At 67.0% G+C, this 13,289-nt stretch carries 16 protein-coding genes; 6 read left to right on the plus strand and 10 right to left on the minus strand.

Features of this window, described 5'->3' with window-relative positions; all coding sequences use genetic code 11:
- Nucleotides 1-7 precede the first annotated feature (7 nt).
- The 3 genes from ABIC90_RS19350 to gpmA form a co-directional block, all read right to left on the minus strand.
- Entirely contained in the window at nucleotides 8-778 is a 771-nt protein-coding gene (locus ABIC90_RS19350) for a HesA/MoeB/ThiF family protein (RefSeq protein ID WP_354356859.1), read from the minus strand.
- 82 nt (nucleotides 779-860) lie between these two features.
- Nucleotides 861-2,303, minus strand: a complete 1,443-nt coding sequence (locus tag ABIC90_RS19355) for a S41 family peptidase (protein ID WP_354357066.1) — start codon at nucleotides 2,301-2,303, stop codon at nucleotides 861-863.
- 104 nt (nucleotides 2,304-2,407) lie between these two features.
- Nucleotides 2,408-3,151, minus strand: coding sequence for a 2,3-diphosphoglycerate-dependent phosphoglycerate mutase (gene gpmA, locus ABIC90_RS19360; RefSeq protein ID WP_354356861.1), 744 nt, complete (start codon nucleotides 3,149-3,151; stop codon nucleotides 2,408-2,410).
- A gap of 105 nt (nucleotides 3,152-3,256) precedes the next feature.
- On the opposite strand from gpmA, the gene ABIC90_RS19365 reads away from it, so the two are divergent.
- From ABIC90_RS19365 to nadA, 6 genes are all read left to right on the plus strand, one after another.
- On the plus strand, nucleotides 3,257-3,640 hold the full coding sequence (locus ABIC90_RS19365; RefSeq protein ID WP_436318227.1) for a rhodanese-like domain-containing protein: 384 nt from the start codon (nucleotides 3,257-3,259) through the stop codon (nucleotides 3,638-3,640).
- Between the two features lie 21 nt (nucleotides 3,641-3,661).
- Nucleotides 3,662-3,922 (plus strand): glutaredoxin 3, encoded by a 261-nt coding sequence (gene grxC, locus ABIC90_RS19370; protein WP_106937051.1) that lies wholly within the window; start codon nucleotides 3,662-3,664, stop codon nucleotides 3,920-3,922.
- A 118-nt stretch (nucleotides 3,923-4,040) separates the two neighbouring features.
- A complete protein-coding gene (secB, locus tag ABIC90_RS19375) occupies nucleotides 4,041-4,505 on the plus strand; it encodes a protein-export chaperone SecB (RefSeq protein WP_354356863.1) in 465 nt (154 codons plus the stop codon).
- A 23-nt stretch (nucleotides 4,506-4,528) separates the two neighbouring features.
- A complete protein-coding gene (locus tag ABIC90_RS19380; protein ID WP_354356865.1) occupies nucleotides 4,529-5,563 on the plus strand; it encodes an NAD(P)H-dependent glycerol-3-phosphate dehydrogenase in 1,035 nt (344 codons plus the stop codon).
- A 27-nt stretch (nucleotides 5,564-5,590) separates the two neighbouring features.
- Nucleotides 5,591-6,469 (plus strand): carboxylating nicotinate-nucleotide diphosphorylase, encoded by an 879-nt coding sequence (nadC, locus tag ABIC90_RS19385; protein WP_354356867.1) that lies wholly within the window; start codon nucleotides 5,591-5,593, stop codon nucleotides 6,467-6,469.
- Between the two features lie 10 nt (nucleotides 6,470-6,479).
- A complete protein-coding gene (gene nadA, locus ABIC90_RS19390) occupies nucleotides 6,480-7,598 on the plus strand; it encodes a quinolinate synthase NadA (RefSeq protein WP_354356869.1) in 1,119 nt (372 codons plus the stop codon).
- Nucleotides 7,599-7,721: 123 nt separating this feature from the next.
- On the opposite strand, the gene ABIC90_RS19395 is transcribed toward nadA, so the two are convergent.
- From ABIC90_RS19395 to ABIC90_RS19425, 7 genes are all read right to left on the minus strand, one after another.
- A complete protein-coding gene (locus ABIC90_RS19395; RefSeq protein ID WP_354356871.1) occupies nucleotides 7,722-8,084 on the minus strand; it encodes a 6-carboxytetrahydropterin synthase in 363 nt (120 codons plus the stop codon).
- Between the two features lie 13 nt (nucleotides 8,085-8,097).
- Nucleotides 8,098-8,736: a 7-carboxy-7-deazaguanine synthase gene (gene queE / locus ABIC90_RS19400; protein ID WP_354356873.1), complete on the minus strand. Its 639-nt coding sequence runs from the start codon at nucleotides 8,734-8,736 to the stop codon at nucleotides 8,098-8,100.
- Complete coding sequence (gene panC / locus ABIC90_RS19405) at nucleotides 8,733-9,581, minus strand: pantoate--beta-alanine ligase (RefSeq protein WP_354356875.1); 849 nt, start codon at nucleotides 9,579-9,581, stop codon at nucleotides 8,733-8,735. Before panC ends, queE begins: the two co-directional genes overlap by 4 nt.
- A 10-nt stretch (nucleotides 9,582-9,591) precedes the next feature.
- Complete coding sequence (gene panB / locus ABIC90_RS19410; protein ID WP_354356877.1) at nucleotides 9,592-10,488, minus strand: 3-methyl-2-oxobutanoate hydroxymethyltransferase; 897 nt, start codon at nucleotides 10,486-10,488, stop codon at nucleotides 9,592-9,594.
- Between the two features lie 73 nt (nucleotides 10,489-10,561).
- Nucleotides 10,562-12,142, minus strand: coding sequence for an L-aspartate oxidase (nadB, locus tag ABIC90_RS19415; protein ID WP_354356879.1), 1,581 nt, complete (start codon nucleotides 12,140-12,142; stop codon nucleotides 10,562-10,564).
- A 22-nt stretch (nucleotides 12,143-12,164) separates the two neighbouring features.
- Nucleotides 12,165-13,001 (minus strand): segregation and condensation protein A, encoded by an 837-nt coding sequence (locus ABIC90_RS19420; RefSeq protein WP_354356881.1) that lies wholly within the window; start codon nucleotides 12,999-13,001, stop codon nucleotides 12,165-12,167.
- Between the two features lie 71 nt (nucleotides 13,002-13,072).
- Nucleotides 13,073-13,279, minus strand: coding sequence for a DUF3460 family protein (locus ABIC90_RS19425; RefSeq protein ID WP_354356883.1), 207 nt, complete (start codon nucleotides 13,277-13,279; stop codon nucleotides 13,073-13,075).
- Between the last annotated feature and the right edge of the window lie 10 nt (nucleotides 13,280-13,289).

Here is a 13,289-nt window from a genome sequence, read left to right on the forward strand (position 1 = left end):
AAAAGCCTTAGGAAGTGCCGGGCGCCACGGCGCGCTGTGCGCAAACGCCACAGTGCGGATCGCGGGCCACGCGCAAAGTGTCGAAGGTGGTGCTGTGCCCATCGAACATCAGCAGCTTGCCCGCCAGAGACGGTCCAATGCCCGCGAGCAGCTTCAGGGCCTCGCTGGCCTGCAGCGTGCCGATGGTGCCGACCACGGGGCCGAACACGCCCAGCACGGCGCACCGCGTTTCCTCGAAGGACGCGTCGGGCGGGAACAGGCAGGCGTAGCAGGGAGACGCGGCATCGCGCGTGTCGTAGACGCTGAGCTGGCCGTCGAATCGGATCGCCGCACCCGCCACCAGCGGCTTGCCGTGCGCCACGCAGGCCCGGTTCACCGCTTGGCGGGTGGCGAAGTTGTCGCAGCAGTCCACGACCACGTCGGCCGCCGCAACCCACTGCGCGAGCAAGGCTTCGTCGGCGCGCAGGGCATGCGTTTCGATGACGATGTCGGGGTTGATGTCGCGCATCGCTTGCGCGGCGGATTCGACCTTGGAGTGGCCTACGCGCGCCTGGGTATGGGCGATCTGGCGCTGCAGGTTGGTGAGATCGACCTGATCGTCGTCCACCAGCACGATGTGGCCTACACCGGCGGCGGCAAGGTACAGCGCAACCGGAGAACCCAACCCGCCGGCGCCGATGACCAAAGCGCGACCGGCACTGACGCGCGCCTGGCCGTCGATGCCGAATTCTTCAAGCAGGATATGGCGCGAATAGCGCAGCAGGTCGTTGTCGTCCATGCGCGCCTGGGTTTTCTTCGCGAATGCAGAAGAAACTGCCGCCGGCGAGAGCCGCACGCGGCGTGCGGCCCGTTCACCGGCTTCAGTTTTCCTTCTTCTCGTCCTTGTTCTCGACGATGACCTGCGTCTTGCTCACGAGCACAGGCTGGCCCTTGAGGCGATTGAGCGCCTGCATCAGGGGGAAGTCCTTGTCGCTGCCAAATTCAGGCGTCTTGCGGTCCTGCGGCGGCTTCTTGGCTTCTTCCTCGAGGCGCTTGCGGGCTTCGTCGCGGGCCTTTTCGCGTTCCGGGTCCTTGGTTTCCGGACCCTGTCCGCTGGCCAGGTGCTTCTCGAGGTCGGCTTCGCGCATGCGCAGGGCGGCAAACGGGCTGCCCTCGGCGCTTTCGTCGACCAGCACGTTGGGCACGATGCCCTTGGCCTGGATCGAGGTGCCGCTCGGCGTGTAGTAGCGCGCCGTGGTGATCTTCAGGCCGGTGTCCGGGCCGAGCGGGCGCACCGTTTGCACCGAGCCCTTGCCGAAGGTCTGGCTGCCCATGACGACCGCGCGCTTGTGGTCCTGCAGCGCGCCCGCGACGATTTCGCTGGCCGAGGCCGAGCCTTCGTTCACCAGCACCACCAGCGGCACGTTCTTCAGGGCCGCCGGCAGGTTGCGCAGCGGGTCGCTGCCGGAGCGGCGCTGGTAGAACTCGGGCGCCGCCTTGTAGACCGACTTGCTTTCCGGGAGCTGGCCGTCGGTGGTGACCACCGTGACGTTTTCGGGCAGGAAGGCCGAGGACACCGCCACCGCCGCGTCGAGCAGGCCGCCCGGGTCGTTGCGAAGGTCGAGCACCAGGCCCTTGAGGTTCGGGTCTTCCTTGTAAAGATCTTCGACCTTTTTCACGAAGTCGTCGACGGTGCGTTCCTGGAACTGCGACAGGCGGATCCAGCCGTAGCCCGGCTCCAGCATCTTGCCGCGCACCGACTGCGTGCGAATTTCTTCGCGCGTGATCGTGACCGGGAAGGTGCGGCTCTCGTCCTTGCGGAAGATGGTGAGCAGCACCTTGGTGTTGGCTTCGCCGCGCATGCGCTTGACCGCTTCGTTCAGCGAGAGGCCGCGCACGGCCGTGTCGTCGATCTTGGTGATCAGGTCATTGGGCTTGAGGCCGGCGCGGAAGGCCGGGGAGCCTTCGATCGGGGAGACGACCTTGATGAGGCCGTCTTCCTGGGAGATTTCGATACCGACGCCGACGAAGCGGCCCGTCGTGCCTTCCCTGAATTCCTTGAAGGACTTCTTGTCGAAGTACTGGGAATGCGGATCGAGCCCGGCGACCATGCCGGAAATGGCATCGGAGATGAGCTTTTTCTCGTCGACCGGTTCGACATAGTCGCTCTTGACCATGCCGAAGACGGCGGCGAGCTGCTGCAGTTCCTCGAGCGGGAGCGGCGCAAGCGATCCGCGTGCGACCGTTTGCAGCGAGACGGTGGTCAGGACGCCCGCTACGGCGCCAGCGGCGACCCAGCCGGTGATCTTCAGTTTCTGGCCCATCATGAGTAGTTGTCCTTGTCGGCGGCTGTCGAACCAATATACACAGCTTGGAAGCAATTTGTTTGCCGTGGTTCCACGGGGGAGCGGCAAGCGGGGGTAATCTTTCAGCCCTTGCCCTGCGAGGCCACGGCGGCGGCGGCTTTTTCGGCGGCTGCGGCATCGCCGAGGTAATAGTGGCGCAGGGGCTTCAAGTCGTCGTCGAGCTCGTAGACCAGCGGAATGCCGTTCGGGATGTTCAGGCCGACAATGGCGTCGTCCGAGATGCCGTCGAGGTACTTCACCAGCGCGCGGATCGAGTTGCCGTGGGCCGCCACGACCAGGCGGCGCCCGGTGCGGATGGCGGGCGCCATGGACTCGTTCCAGAACGGCATCACGCGCGCAACCGTGTCCTTCAGGCATTCGGTCAGCGGAATCTGTTCGGGCGAGAGCTTGGCGTAGCGCAGGTCGCTGCGTTCGCTGCGCGGGTCGTTGGCTTCCAGCGGCGGCGGCGGGGTGCTGTAGCTGCGGCGCCAGACCAGCACCTGCTCGTCGCCGTATTTCTTGGCGGTTTCGGCCTTGTTCAGGCCCTGCAGGCCACCGTAGTGGCGCTCGTTCAGGCGCCAGGAGTGCACCACCGGCAGCCAGGTGCGGTCGAGTTCGTCCAGCGTGTGCCAGAGCGTGCGGGTGGCGCGCTTCAGGACGCTGGTGTAGGCGACATCGAAATCGTAGCCCTCGGCCTTGAGCAGCCGGCCGGCCTGCTTGGCCTGTTCCACGCCGGTTTCGGTCAGGTCGACATCGGTCCAGCCGGTGAAGCGGTTTTCGAGGTTCCAGGTCGATTCGCCATGGCGGATCAGTACCAGTTTGTGCATGTGGGAGGCCTTTGGGAGCGCTTGGGAAAACCAGCATTCTAAAATCCCACGTTTGCCATCCAAGGAACCCCCGTGAAATTGATCGAATTCGTCACCGCGAACTGGATGCTGATCCTGATCGCACTCAGCTCGGGCGGCATGCTGGCCTGGCCGCTGGTCCGGGGCGCGGGCGGCGGAACGCTCACGGCCCAGGGCGCCGTGCAGCTCATCAACCGCGAGCGCGCCGTGCTGGTCGACGTCCGCGAACCCGAAGAATTCGCCACCGGCCACATGATCGGCGCCAGGAACGTCCCGCTGAACCAGCTCGACGAGAAGCTGGCCAGCACGGTCAAGAACAAGAATGTGCCGCTTTTGCTGGTGTGCGCCACCGGCGCCCGCGCCCAGCGCGCCGTGGCCATGGCCAAGAAGCTCGGCTACGAGCAGGCCCAGGCGGTCGCCGGCGGGCTCAAGGCCTGGAAAGAGGCCAATCTGCCGGTTGAAAAGGCCTGAAGCCTCCACCAGATACAGCGTATGCAAGCAGTCAAGATGTACACCACCGCCGTTTGCCCTTATTGCACGCGTGCGAAGCAAATCCTCAAGTCAAAGGGCGTCGAGCAGATCGAAGAGATCCGCATCGACACCGACCCGCAGGCCCGCAACACCATGATGGAGATCACCCAGCGCCGCACGGTGCCGCAGATCTTCATCGGCGACACCCATGTGGGCGGTTGCGACGACCTCATGGCGCTCGACAGCCGCGGCGGACTGGTTCCGTTGCTGCAGGGCGCCTGAAACACAAAGCAGCCGGGCCCGTCTTGCGAGCGGGCGATAATCGTCTGCTCTTCCATCTGCAGCCCGCTGCGGGAACCTCTCCCCGGCGGGCATTGTTTTGATCCTCGAAAGTTCAGCCATGGCCGACCAGCAAGCCCAAGATCCCATCTTCCAGATCCAGCGCGTCTACCTCAAGGACCTGTCGCTCGAGCAACCCAATTCGCCCGCGATCCTGCTGGAGCAGGAACAACCCACCGTCGACATCCAGCTCGGCGTGGACGCCCAGCCCGTGGCCGAAGGCATCTTCGAGATCACCGTGTCGGCCACCGTGCAGACCAAGATCCAGGACAAGACCGTGTTCCTGGTCGAAGCCAAGCAAGCCGGCATCTTCGAGATCCGCAACCTGCCCGAAGACCAGATGGGTGCGATCCTGGGCATCGCCTGCCCGCAGATCGTCTACCCGTACCTGCGCGGCAACGTGGCCGACGTGATCCAGCGCGGCGGCTTCCCGCCCGTGCACCTGGCTGAAATCAACTTCCAGGCGATGTACGAGCAGCAACAGGCGCAGGCTGCCGGCCAGCCTTCGTCGATCGTCACGCAGTAAACCGGCCACAGGCCCTGACGCCGATGAAGATCTGCGTTCATGGCGCCGGTGCCTGGGGCACGGCAGTGGCCGTCAACGCGGCTGCCCGCCACGAGGTCACGCTCTGGGCGCGCGATGCCGCCCAGGCCGAAGCCATCTCGAAGGCGCGCGAAAACACCCGCTATCTGCCGGGGCTGGCGCTGCCGGCCTCGCTCGCCGTGCGGGCCGGCGACATCGGCCAGGCGCATGCCGGCGCCGACCTCGTCATCGTGGCCACGCCCATGTCCGCCCTGCGCGAACAACTCATCGCGCTGCGCAGCTGTACTGCGCCGGTGGCATGGCTGTGCAAGGGCGTCGAGCCCGCGCTCGATGCCACATCCTTCGGCCTGCTCGCCCACGAAATATGGGCGCAGGTCGCTCCCGATTTGATGGCCGGCGTGCTCAGCGGCCCCAGCTTTGCGCAAGAGGTGGCCGAAGGCCGCCCGACCGCCTTGGTCGCCGCCAGCCCGCATGCGGCGGTGCGCGATGCGCTGGTCGATGCCTTCCACGGACCGGCGCTGCGCGTCTATGCCAACGAGGACATCGTCGGCGTCGAGGTCGGCGGGGCGGTCAAGAACGTGCTCGCCATCGCCACCGGCCTGTGCGACGGCCTCGCGCTCGGGCTCAACGCCCGCGCGGCGCTCATCACACGGGGCCTCGCTGAAATGACCCGCTTCGGCCTCGCGCTCGGCGCCCGCGCCGAGACCTTCATGGGCCTGTCGGGCCTCGGCGATCTCGTGCTCACTTCCACCGGCGACCTGTCGCGCAACCGCAAGGTCGGCCTGCTGCTGGCCCAGGGCCGCACGCTGGCGCAGGCGGTCGATTCGCTGGGCCACGTCGCCGAAGGCGTGTACTGCGCGCGCACCGTGGTGCAGCGCGCCGGCGGCCTGGGGATAGAGATGCCGATTGCCGAAGGCGTGGTCGCATTGCTCGACGGCCGCGTGAGCCCCCAGGACGCCGTCGTTGCCCTGACCGGCCGTGACCCGGTGCCCGAATCGGTTACGTCCGGCACTGCGGCTTCCCCCCGTCAATCCTCTTAAAAAAAACGCAGAGACAAAGAAAGCGCCATGAGCCTTCGCTTCGATTTTTCAGCGTCGGCCGTGGCCGCGCTGGCCCTCTTCGATGCCATCCGCGCATTGCAGGAAGACGTCGCCGACGGCGACCTGACCGCTTCACTGGTCGATCCGACTCGCAAGGCCCGCGCCCGCGTGCTGGCGCGCGAATCCGCCGTGGTGTGCGGCGCGCCGTGGGTCGAAGCGACGCTGCGCCAGCTCGATCCGCAAGCGCGCATCACCTGGCTCTGCGCCGAAGGCGAACGCTGCGCGGCCGACCAGACCGTGCTGGAGATCGAAGGCACCGCCCGCGCGCTGCTGACGGCCGAGCGCACGGCGCTCAATTTCCTGCAACTGCTCAGTGCGGTCGCCACCAAGACCGCGCTGTATGCCGAAGCCGTCCAAGGCACGCGCGCCCGCATCGTGGACACCCGCAAGACTTTGCCGGGCCTGCGCCTCGCGCAGAAATACGCGGTGCGCACCGGCGGGGGCCTCAACCACCGCATCGGCCTCTACGACGCGGTGCTCATCAAGGAAAACCACATCGCCGCGGCCGGCGGTGTCGCCGCCGCCCTGCGCGCCGTGGCGCCGGTGGCCTCGCAGGCGGCCTTCGTCGAGGTCGAGGTCGAAACGCTGGCCCAGCTGCAGGAGGCGCTGGACGCCGGCGCGCGCATGGTGCTGCTCGACAACATGGGCCTTCCCACGCTGCGCGAGGCGGTGCGCATCAACGACGCGGCCGGCGAGCGCAAGGCGATCCTCGAAATTTCCGGCGGTGTGACGCTCGACGGCCTGCGCGCGCTGGCTGAAACCGGTGTGGACCGCATCTCGGTCGGCGCGCTGACCAAGGACGTGAAGGCCATCGACTATTCGATGCGCTTCCAGGCCGACCACTGAGCTTTCGCCCATGACGACCGTTTCCGTCATCGATGTCGACTACGAACAGCCCGCCGCGGAGGGCGCCGCCTGCGACACCCGCCATGCCTGGGCACGCGTGCCCGCCGAGCCGTCGCCCGACCAGCGCATTGCGCTGAAAGACCGCATCCGGCGCCTGCTGCGCGAGCGCAATGCAGTGATGGTGTCGCACTTCTACGTGCATCCCGACCTGCAGGACCTGGCCGAGGAAACCGGCGGCATCGTGAGCGATTCGCTGGAGATGGCGCGCTTCGGCCGCGACCACGCCGCCACCACGCTGGTGGTGTCGGGCGTGCGCTTCATGGGCGAAACCTCCAAGATCCTCTCGCCCGAAAAGCGCGTGCTGATGCCCGACCTGGATGCGAACTGCTCGCTGGACCTGGGCTGCCCGATCGATGAATTCAGCGCCTTCTGCGACGCGCATCCCGACCGCACCGTGGTCGTCTACGCCAACACCAGCGCGGCCGTGAAGGCGCGCGCCGACTGGCTGGTCACCTCGAGCTGCGCGCTCGACGTGGTGAATGCGCTGCACGCGGCGGGCCAGAAGATTCTCTGGGGCCCCGACCGCCATCTGGGCGACTACATCCAGCGCCAGACCGGCGCGGACATGGTCAGCTGGAACGGCGCCTGCATCGTGCATGACGAGTTCAAGGCGCTCGAACTTGAACTGCTCATGAAGGAACATCCGTCTGCGAAGGTGCTGGTGCACCCGGAGTCGCCGGCCGATGTGATCGCGCTGGCCGATGCGGTCGGTTCGACCTCGGCGATCCTGAACGCGGCGCAGCGCCTGGACGCGAAGGAGTTCATCGTTGCGACCGACACCGGCATGCTGCACAAGCTGCGCACGCTGAACCCGGGCAAGACTTTCATCGAGGCGCCGACGGCCGGCAACGGCGGCACCTGCAAGAGCTGCGCGCACTGCCCGTGGATGGCGATGAATGGGCTGGTGGAGCTGGCGAATGCGCTGGAAACGGGGGCGGGCGAAATCCACGTCGATCCCCCGTTGGGCCTGCGGGCGCGGGTGCCGATCGACCGGATGCTGGCGTTCACTGCGGGCCTGAAGAACGGGCAAGCGCCCGGTAGTCTGGTCGCCGGCATCGGCGCGGCCTGAGGCGTTGTCCCCTCTCCCCTTGGGGAGAGGGCAGGGTGAGGGTGGGGCCTTACAACATCGCGCGGCGTTGATTGCCGTTGACCCTCACCCCAACCCTCTCCCCAAGGGGAGAGGGAGTAAAGGCTAGAACTCCAGCGTGCAGCTGTCGCCCAGTGCCTCGCGCCAGACGCGCACCCGCGCGAGCGAGGCGCGGAACTCCGGCAGCGCCTCCGCAATGAACACGCACAGGTTCTCCAGCGTCGGCGGATGCAGTCCCGCCACGTCATCCAGCAGGTGATGGTCCAGCAGCTCGCGCACATCTTCGAGCCGTCGCCGCAGCAACCCAAGGTCGATCACCATCCCGGTGACCGGATCGCGCTCCCCCGCAAGCCAGACTTCGGCGTGGTACGTGTGGCCGTGGATACGGCGGCTGCCTTCCACTTCGATCTCCCGCTTGAGCGTGTGAGCGGCATCGAAGAAAAAGCGTTGGCTGATGGTGAAGCGCATAACAGGCGAGCGGCTATCTGATGCCAGTGATCTTGTGGGTCTGCACGCTGAGGCGCCACGCCGGCTGGCGCATGCATTCGGCGATGCAGAGTTCGGTGTTGGCCACGCGGTCGGGTCCGTCCATGGGTTGCAGGAAGCGGTGGGTGAATTCACCCGTGCGGGCCATCGTGTCGAGGTCGAATTCGGTCTGCGGCCACACCAGTTTCAGCTCTTGCCCGCGCTGCTGCACCCACGGCGCGCCGGCCTTGGGGCTGATGCAGAGCCAGTCGATGCCCTCGGGCGCGACGACGGTGCCGTTGCTTTCCACCGCGATGCGAAAGTGCCGCGCATGCAGCGCATCGACCAGCGCGGCATCCACCTGCAAGAGCGGCTCGCCGCCCGTCAGTACCACCAGCCGATGCTCGGCATCGTTCGCGGGCCATTGCGCGGCGATGGTGTCGGCGAGCAGGTCGGCGGTCTTGAACTTGCCGCCCAGCGTGCCGTCGGTGCCCACGAAATCGGTGTCGCAGAAACGGCAGACGGCATTGGCGCGGTCTTCCTCGCGGCCCGTCCAGAGGTTGCAGCCCGCGAAGCGGCAGAACACGGCCGGCATGCCTGCCTGGCCGCCTTCGCCCTGCAGGGTGTAGAAGATTTCCTTGACGCTGTAGCTCATGAAGAAGGCGTGCCGATTTCCAGGTTGTCGATGAGCCGGGTGCTGCCCAGCTTGGCCGCTGCCAGGGCCACGAGCGGTTCGCCAGGCAGGTTGAAGCTGGGCGCCTGCAGGTCGGCGCGGCGCCGCAGCACGAGGTAGTCCGGTTGCCAGCCGCGCTCCGTCAGCGTCTGCATGGCGCGCGCCTCGATCGCGGCCAGATCGCGTTCGCCCGACTGCACGGCCGCGGCCATCGACTTCAGCGCCTTCGAGAGTTGCACCGCCTCCGCGCGCTCTGTCTCGCTCAGGTAACCATTGCGCGACGACAGCGCGAGCCCGTCGTCGGCGCGGAAGGTTTCACTGCCGACGATGTCGATGGGCAGCGCAAACTGCCGCACCATGTGGCGGATCATCATCAGCTGCTGGTAGTCCTTCTTGCCGAAGACCGCCACGCGCGGCTGCACGCAGGTGAAGAGCTTCATCACCACGGTGCACACGCCGATGAAGAAGCCGGGGCGAAAGTGGCCTTCGAGAATGTCCGCCAGCGCCGGATCGGGGTGCACCTTGCAGGTCTGCGGCTCGGGGTAGAGCGCTTTCTCGTCGGGCGCGAACAGCACGTCGCAACCGGCCGCGCGCAGCTTGTCGCAGTCGCTGTCCCAGGTGCGTGGATAGGTGTCGAAGTCCTCGTGCGGCAAGAACTGCAGGCGGTTGACGAAGATGCTCGCCACCGTCACGTCGCCGAGCGGCCTGGCCTGTGTGATCAGCGCGATGTGGCCGTCGTGCAGGTTGCCCATGGTGGGGACGAAAGCGGGGCGCTTGTAGGCGGCCAGATGGTCGCGCAGCTCGGCGATGGTGTGTGCGATGTACATGGTCGGTTCCTTACCAGGCGTGGAGTTGATCGTCGGGGAAGCTGCCGTCCTTCACCGCGCGCACATAGGCCGCGAGGGCCTCGGCGATGCTGGAAGAATCGGCCATGAAGTTGCGCACGAACTTCGGCATCTTCCCGAGGTTGATGCCCAGCATGTCGTGCAACACCAGCACCTGGCCGGCGGTGGCCTTGCCCGCGCCGATGCCGATGGTGGCGCAGTGCTTCAGTTCGGCGGTGAGCTCGGCGGCCAGCGCGGCCGGCACCATCTCCAGCACCAGCATCGTGGCGCCTGCGTCCTGCAGCGCATGCGCGTGCTGCTTGAGCAGCGCGCCGGCATCGCCCTTGCCCTGCACCCGGTAGCCGCCCAGCGCATGCACGGTCTGCGGCGTCAGGCCCAGGTGCGCGCACACCGGAATGCCGCGCTCGACCAGGAAGCGCACCGTCTCGGTGGTCCAGCCGCCGCCTTCGAGCTTGACCATGTGTGCGCCCGCCTGCATCAGCACCGTGGCGCTGCGCAGCGCCTGCTCGCGCGATTCCTGGTAGCTGCCGAAGGGCAGGTCGGCGATCAGCCAGGCCGTGCCCTGCACCCGGCGCAGGCCGCGCGAGACGCTGTCGGTGTGATAGCGCATGGTCTCCAGGCTCACGCCCACGGTGCTGGCGAGGCCCTGGCAGACCATGCCGAGCGAATCGCCCACCAGCAGGCAATCGACGCCCGCTGCATCGGCCATGGCAGCGAAGGTGGCGTCGTAGGCGGTGAGCATCGAGATCCTTTCGCCGCGCGCATGCATGTCGGCCAGGCGCGGCAGGCTCACGGGCTTGCGCGAGGCGGGCGTGGAGGCGGGCGGCAGCGTGCCGTAGGGCGACGCGGGCATGGTCTCTGGCGGCGGGGTGATGGTGGTGTTCGACATGGTTGGGTTTCTCCCTGCGGGCGTCGGTGGCCGGGCATCCTTGAGTGAAGAAAAACGCGAACTGGGTGGTTCGTCAGTCCGGCCGCGGCACCAGCACGGTGGGCGCCGTCGGTTCGGCGAGCGAAGGATAGTCGCGGCTGAAATGCAGCCCGCGGCTTTCGTGGCGGGCCTGTGCCGAGCGCACGATCAGCTCGGCCACCTGGACCAGGTTGCGCAACTCCAGGAGGTCGCGCGTGACGTGGAAGTTCGCATAGAACTCCTGGATCTCGGCCTGCAGCAGCGCGATGCGGTGGCTCGCGCGCTCCAGTCGCTTGTTGGTGCGGACTATGCCGACGTAGTCCCACATGAAGCGGCGCAGCTCGTCCCAGTTGTGCGAGATGACCACCGCCTCGTCGGCATCGGTGACGCGGCTCGCGTCCCATGCGGGGAGGTCGACGCGGCCGTGCGCTGGGGCTGCGGCAATCGCCGTTGCAGCGGCGCGCGCGAACACCATGCACTCGACCAGCGAATTGCTGGCCAGGCGATTGGCGCCGTGCAGGCCCGTGCAGGCGGTCTCGCCGATGGCGTAGAGGCCGGGCACGTCGGTGCGGCCGGCAAGGTCGCTGAGCACGCCGCCGCAGGTGTAGTGCGCGGCCGGCACCACGGGAATGGGCTCGCGCGTGATGTCGATGCCCAACTCGGCGCAGCGCGCGAGGATGTTGGGAAAGTGCTCTTGCAGGAACGCGGCGGGCTGGTGCGAGATATCGAGGTGCACGCAGTCCAGGCCGTGCTTCTTCATCTCGAAGTCGATGGCGCGGGCCACCACGTCGCGCGGTGCGAGTTCGGCGCGCTCGTCGTGCTTTGGCATGAAGCGCGTGCCTCCTGCCGATTCGGGCAGCTTGAGCAGGCCGCCTTCGCCGCGCACCGCTTCGCTGATCAGGAACGACTTGGCGTGCGGGTGATAAAGACAGGTGGGGTGGAACTGGATGAACTCCATGTTCGACACCCGGCAGCCCGCGCGCCAGGCCGCGGCGATGCCATCGCCGGTGGCCGTGTCGGGGTTGGTCGTGTAGAGGTAGACCTTGCCCGCGCCGCCCGTCGCCAGGATGGTGTGCGGCGCGCGGAAGCTCAGCACCTCGCTGGTGGCGTCGTTCAGCGCGTAGAGGCCTACGCAAGCCGGGTCGTGCAGCCCGAGCTTGGTGCCGGTCATCAGGTCGACCAGCGTGTGGTGCTCGAAGAGCGTGATGTTCGGCGTGCGGCGCACCCGCTCGATCAGCACCTGCTGCACGGCCGCGCCGGTGGCGTCGGTCACATGCACGATGCGGCGCTGGCTGTGGCCCCCCTCGCGCGTCAGGTGAAGTCCGCCGCCTTCCTCGGAAAACGGCACACCCAGTTCGCGCAGCCAGCCGATGGCCTCGGGCGCGTGCTCCACGACGAAGCGCGTGGCCTCAGGGTCGCAGAGGCCCGCGCCGGCAACGAGCGTGTCTTCCACATGCGCGTCGAAGCTGTCGCCCGCGGCCAGCACCGCAGCGATGCCGCCCTGTGCCCAGGCGCTGGAGCCGTCGCTCAGCGCGCGCTTGGTGAGCACCGCCACGCGGTGCGTGGGCGCCAGGTGCAGCGCGGCCGAGAGGCCGGCGAGACCGCTGCCGACGATGAGGACGTCGAAATCGTGCACGGCGGAATCCTCGGTCGTGGAGTCAGGCGGGGGAATACGCCAGCCGCACGTAGATCGGCGCGAAGGCTTCCGCCTGCGTGATGTCGATCAGCGTTTCCTTCGCGAGTTCGAGCATCGCGATGAAGGTGACGATCAGCACGGGCGCGCCGCGCGAGACGTCGAAGAGTTTTTCGAATTCCACGAAGCGCTGCCCCTGCAGGTGGCGCAGCACGATGCTCATGTGCTCGCGCACGTTGAGTTCTTCGCGCGAAATCTTGTGGTGCTGCACGAGCTTGGCGCGCTTCATGATGTCGGCCCACGCATCGCGCAGGTCGATCACGTTCACGTCGGGAAAGCGCGGCTTGAGCGACTGCTCGATGTAGACCTGCCCCTTCCAGAAATCGCGCCCGTAGGTCGGCAGCGCGTTGATGGCGGCGGCCTGCAGCTTGGTCTGCTCGTACTCCATCAGGCGGCGCACGAGTTCGGCGCGCGGGTCTTCGGCTTCTTCGCCGTCGGCCACCTTCTTGGGCGGCAGCAGCATGCGCGACTTGATCTCGATCAGCATCGCGGCCATCAGCAGATACTCGGCCGCGAGTTCGAGATTCGTCTGGCGAATCTCGTCGACGTAGCTCAGGTATTGCCGCGTGAGCCCCGCCATCGGGATGTCGAGGATGTTGAAGTTCTGCTTCCTGATCAGGTAGAGCAGCAGGTCCAGCGGCCCCTCGAAGGCCTCCAGGAACACCTGCAACGCCTCGGGCGGGATGTACAGGTCCTTCGGCATCGCGAACAGCGGCTCGCCGTAGAGCCTGGCGAGCGCGACCTGGTCGACCACCTCGGGCATCGCCATCACGGGCGTGTCGTTGTCCTCGTCGCGTCTCATGGGGCTGCCGCTATCGATTCAATAGCGACGGGCGCAAGCTGCACGGGCGAAGGATGCCGGGAAGGCACCATTTACTTGACTTGGGTCTGGTACACGTACGGCTGCTGCGGCACGCGCGCTTCGCTGTATTCCTCGAGCAGGCTGCGGTCGAGGTTCTTGTCCCAGAGAAGGGCGCGGCCGGCGCGCTGTTCGGCTTCCAGCGTCGGCTTCTTTTCTTTCATCTCCTCGATGAAATTGGTGATCTCGGAAGAGTAGTGGGGGCGGCGGAAGATGGACATAGACTGGACC

The sequence above is a fragment of the Variovorax boronicumulans genome (assembly GCF_040544675.1).
In the GTDB taxonomy this organism is placed as follows: domain Bacteria; phylum Pseudomonadota; class Gammaproteobacteria; order Burkholderiales; family Burkholderiaceae_C; genus Variovorax; species Variovorax boronicumulans_D.

What these genes read in the sequence shown, in the direction of transcription:
- ABIC90_RS19395 (WP_354356871.1), bottom strand. Translation starts at nt 8,084, where the DNA reads ATGCGCTTCACCATCAGCCAACGCTTTTTCTTCGATGCCGCTCACACG.
- ABIC90_RS19380 (WP_354356865.1), top strand. Translation starts at nt 4,529, where the DNA reads ATGAAGATCTGCGTTCATGGCGCCGGTGCCTGGGGCACGGCAGTGGCC.
- ABIC90_RS19425 (WP_354356883.1), bottom strand. Translation starts at nt 13,279, where the DNA reads ATGTCCATCTTCCGCCGCCCCCACTACTCTTCCGAGATCACCAATTTC.
- ABIC90_RS19365 (WP_436318227.1), top strand. Translation starts at nt 3,257, where the DNA reads ATGCTGATCCTGATCGCACTCAGCTCGGGCGGCATGCTGGCCTGGCCG.
- grxC (WP_106937051.1), top strand. Translation starts at nt 3,662, where the DNA reads ATGCAAGCAGTCAAGATGTACACCACCGCCGTTTGCCCTTATTGCACG.
- nadC (WP_354356867.1), top strand. Translation starts at nt 5,591, where the DNA reads ATGAGCCTTCGCTTCGATTTTTCAGCGTCGGCCGTGGCCGCGCTGGCC.
- gpmA (WP_354356861.1), bottom strand. Translation starts at nt 3,151, where the DNA reads ATGCACAAACTGGTACTGATCCGCCATGGCGAATCGACCTGGAACCTC.
- nadA (WP_354356869.1), top strand. Translation starts at nt 6,480, where the DNA reads ATGACGACCGTTTCCGTCATCGATGTCGACTACGAACAGCCCGCCGCG.
- ABIC90_RS19420 (WP_354356881.1), bottom strand. Translation starts at nt 13,001, where the DNA reads ATGAGACGCGACGAGGACAACGACACGCCCGTGATGGCGATGCCCGAG.
- panC (WP_354356875.1), bottom strand. Translation starts at nt 9,581, where the DNA reads ATGTACATCGCACACACCATCGCCGAGCTGCGCGACCATCTGGCCGCC.
- secB (WP_354356863.1), top strand. Translation starts at nt 4,041, where the DNA reads ATGGCCGACCAGCAAGCCCAAGATCCCATCTTCCAGATCCAGCGCGTC.
- panB (WP_354356877.1), bottom strand. Translation starts at nt 10,488, where the DNA reads ATGTCGAACACCACCATCACCCCGCCGCCAGAGACCATGCCCGCGTCG.
- queE (WP_354356873.1), bottom strand. Translation starts at nt 8,736, where the DNA reads ATGAGCTACAGCGTCAAGGAAATCTTCTACACCCTGCAGGGCGAAGGC.
- ABIC90_RS19355 (WP_354357066.1), bottom strand. Translation starts at nt 2,303, where the DNA reads ATGGGCCAGAAACTGAAGATCACCGGCTGGGTCGCCGCTGGCGCCGTA.
- ABIC90_RS19350 (WP_354356859.1), bottom strand. Translation starts at nt 778, where the DNA reads ATGGACGACAACGACCTGCTGCGCTATTCGCGCCATATCCTGCTTGAA.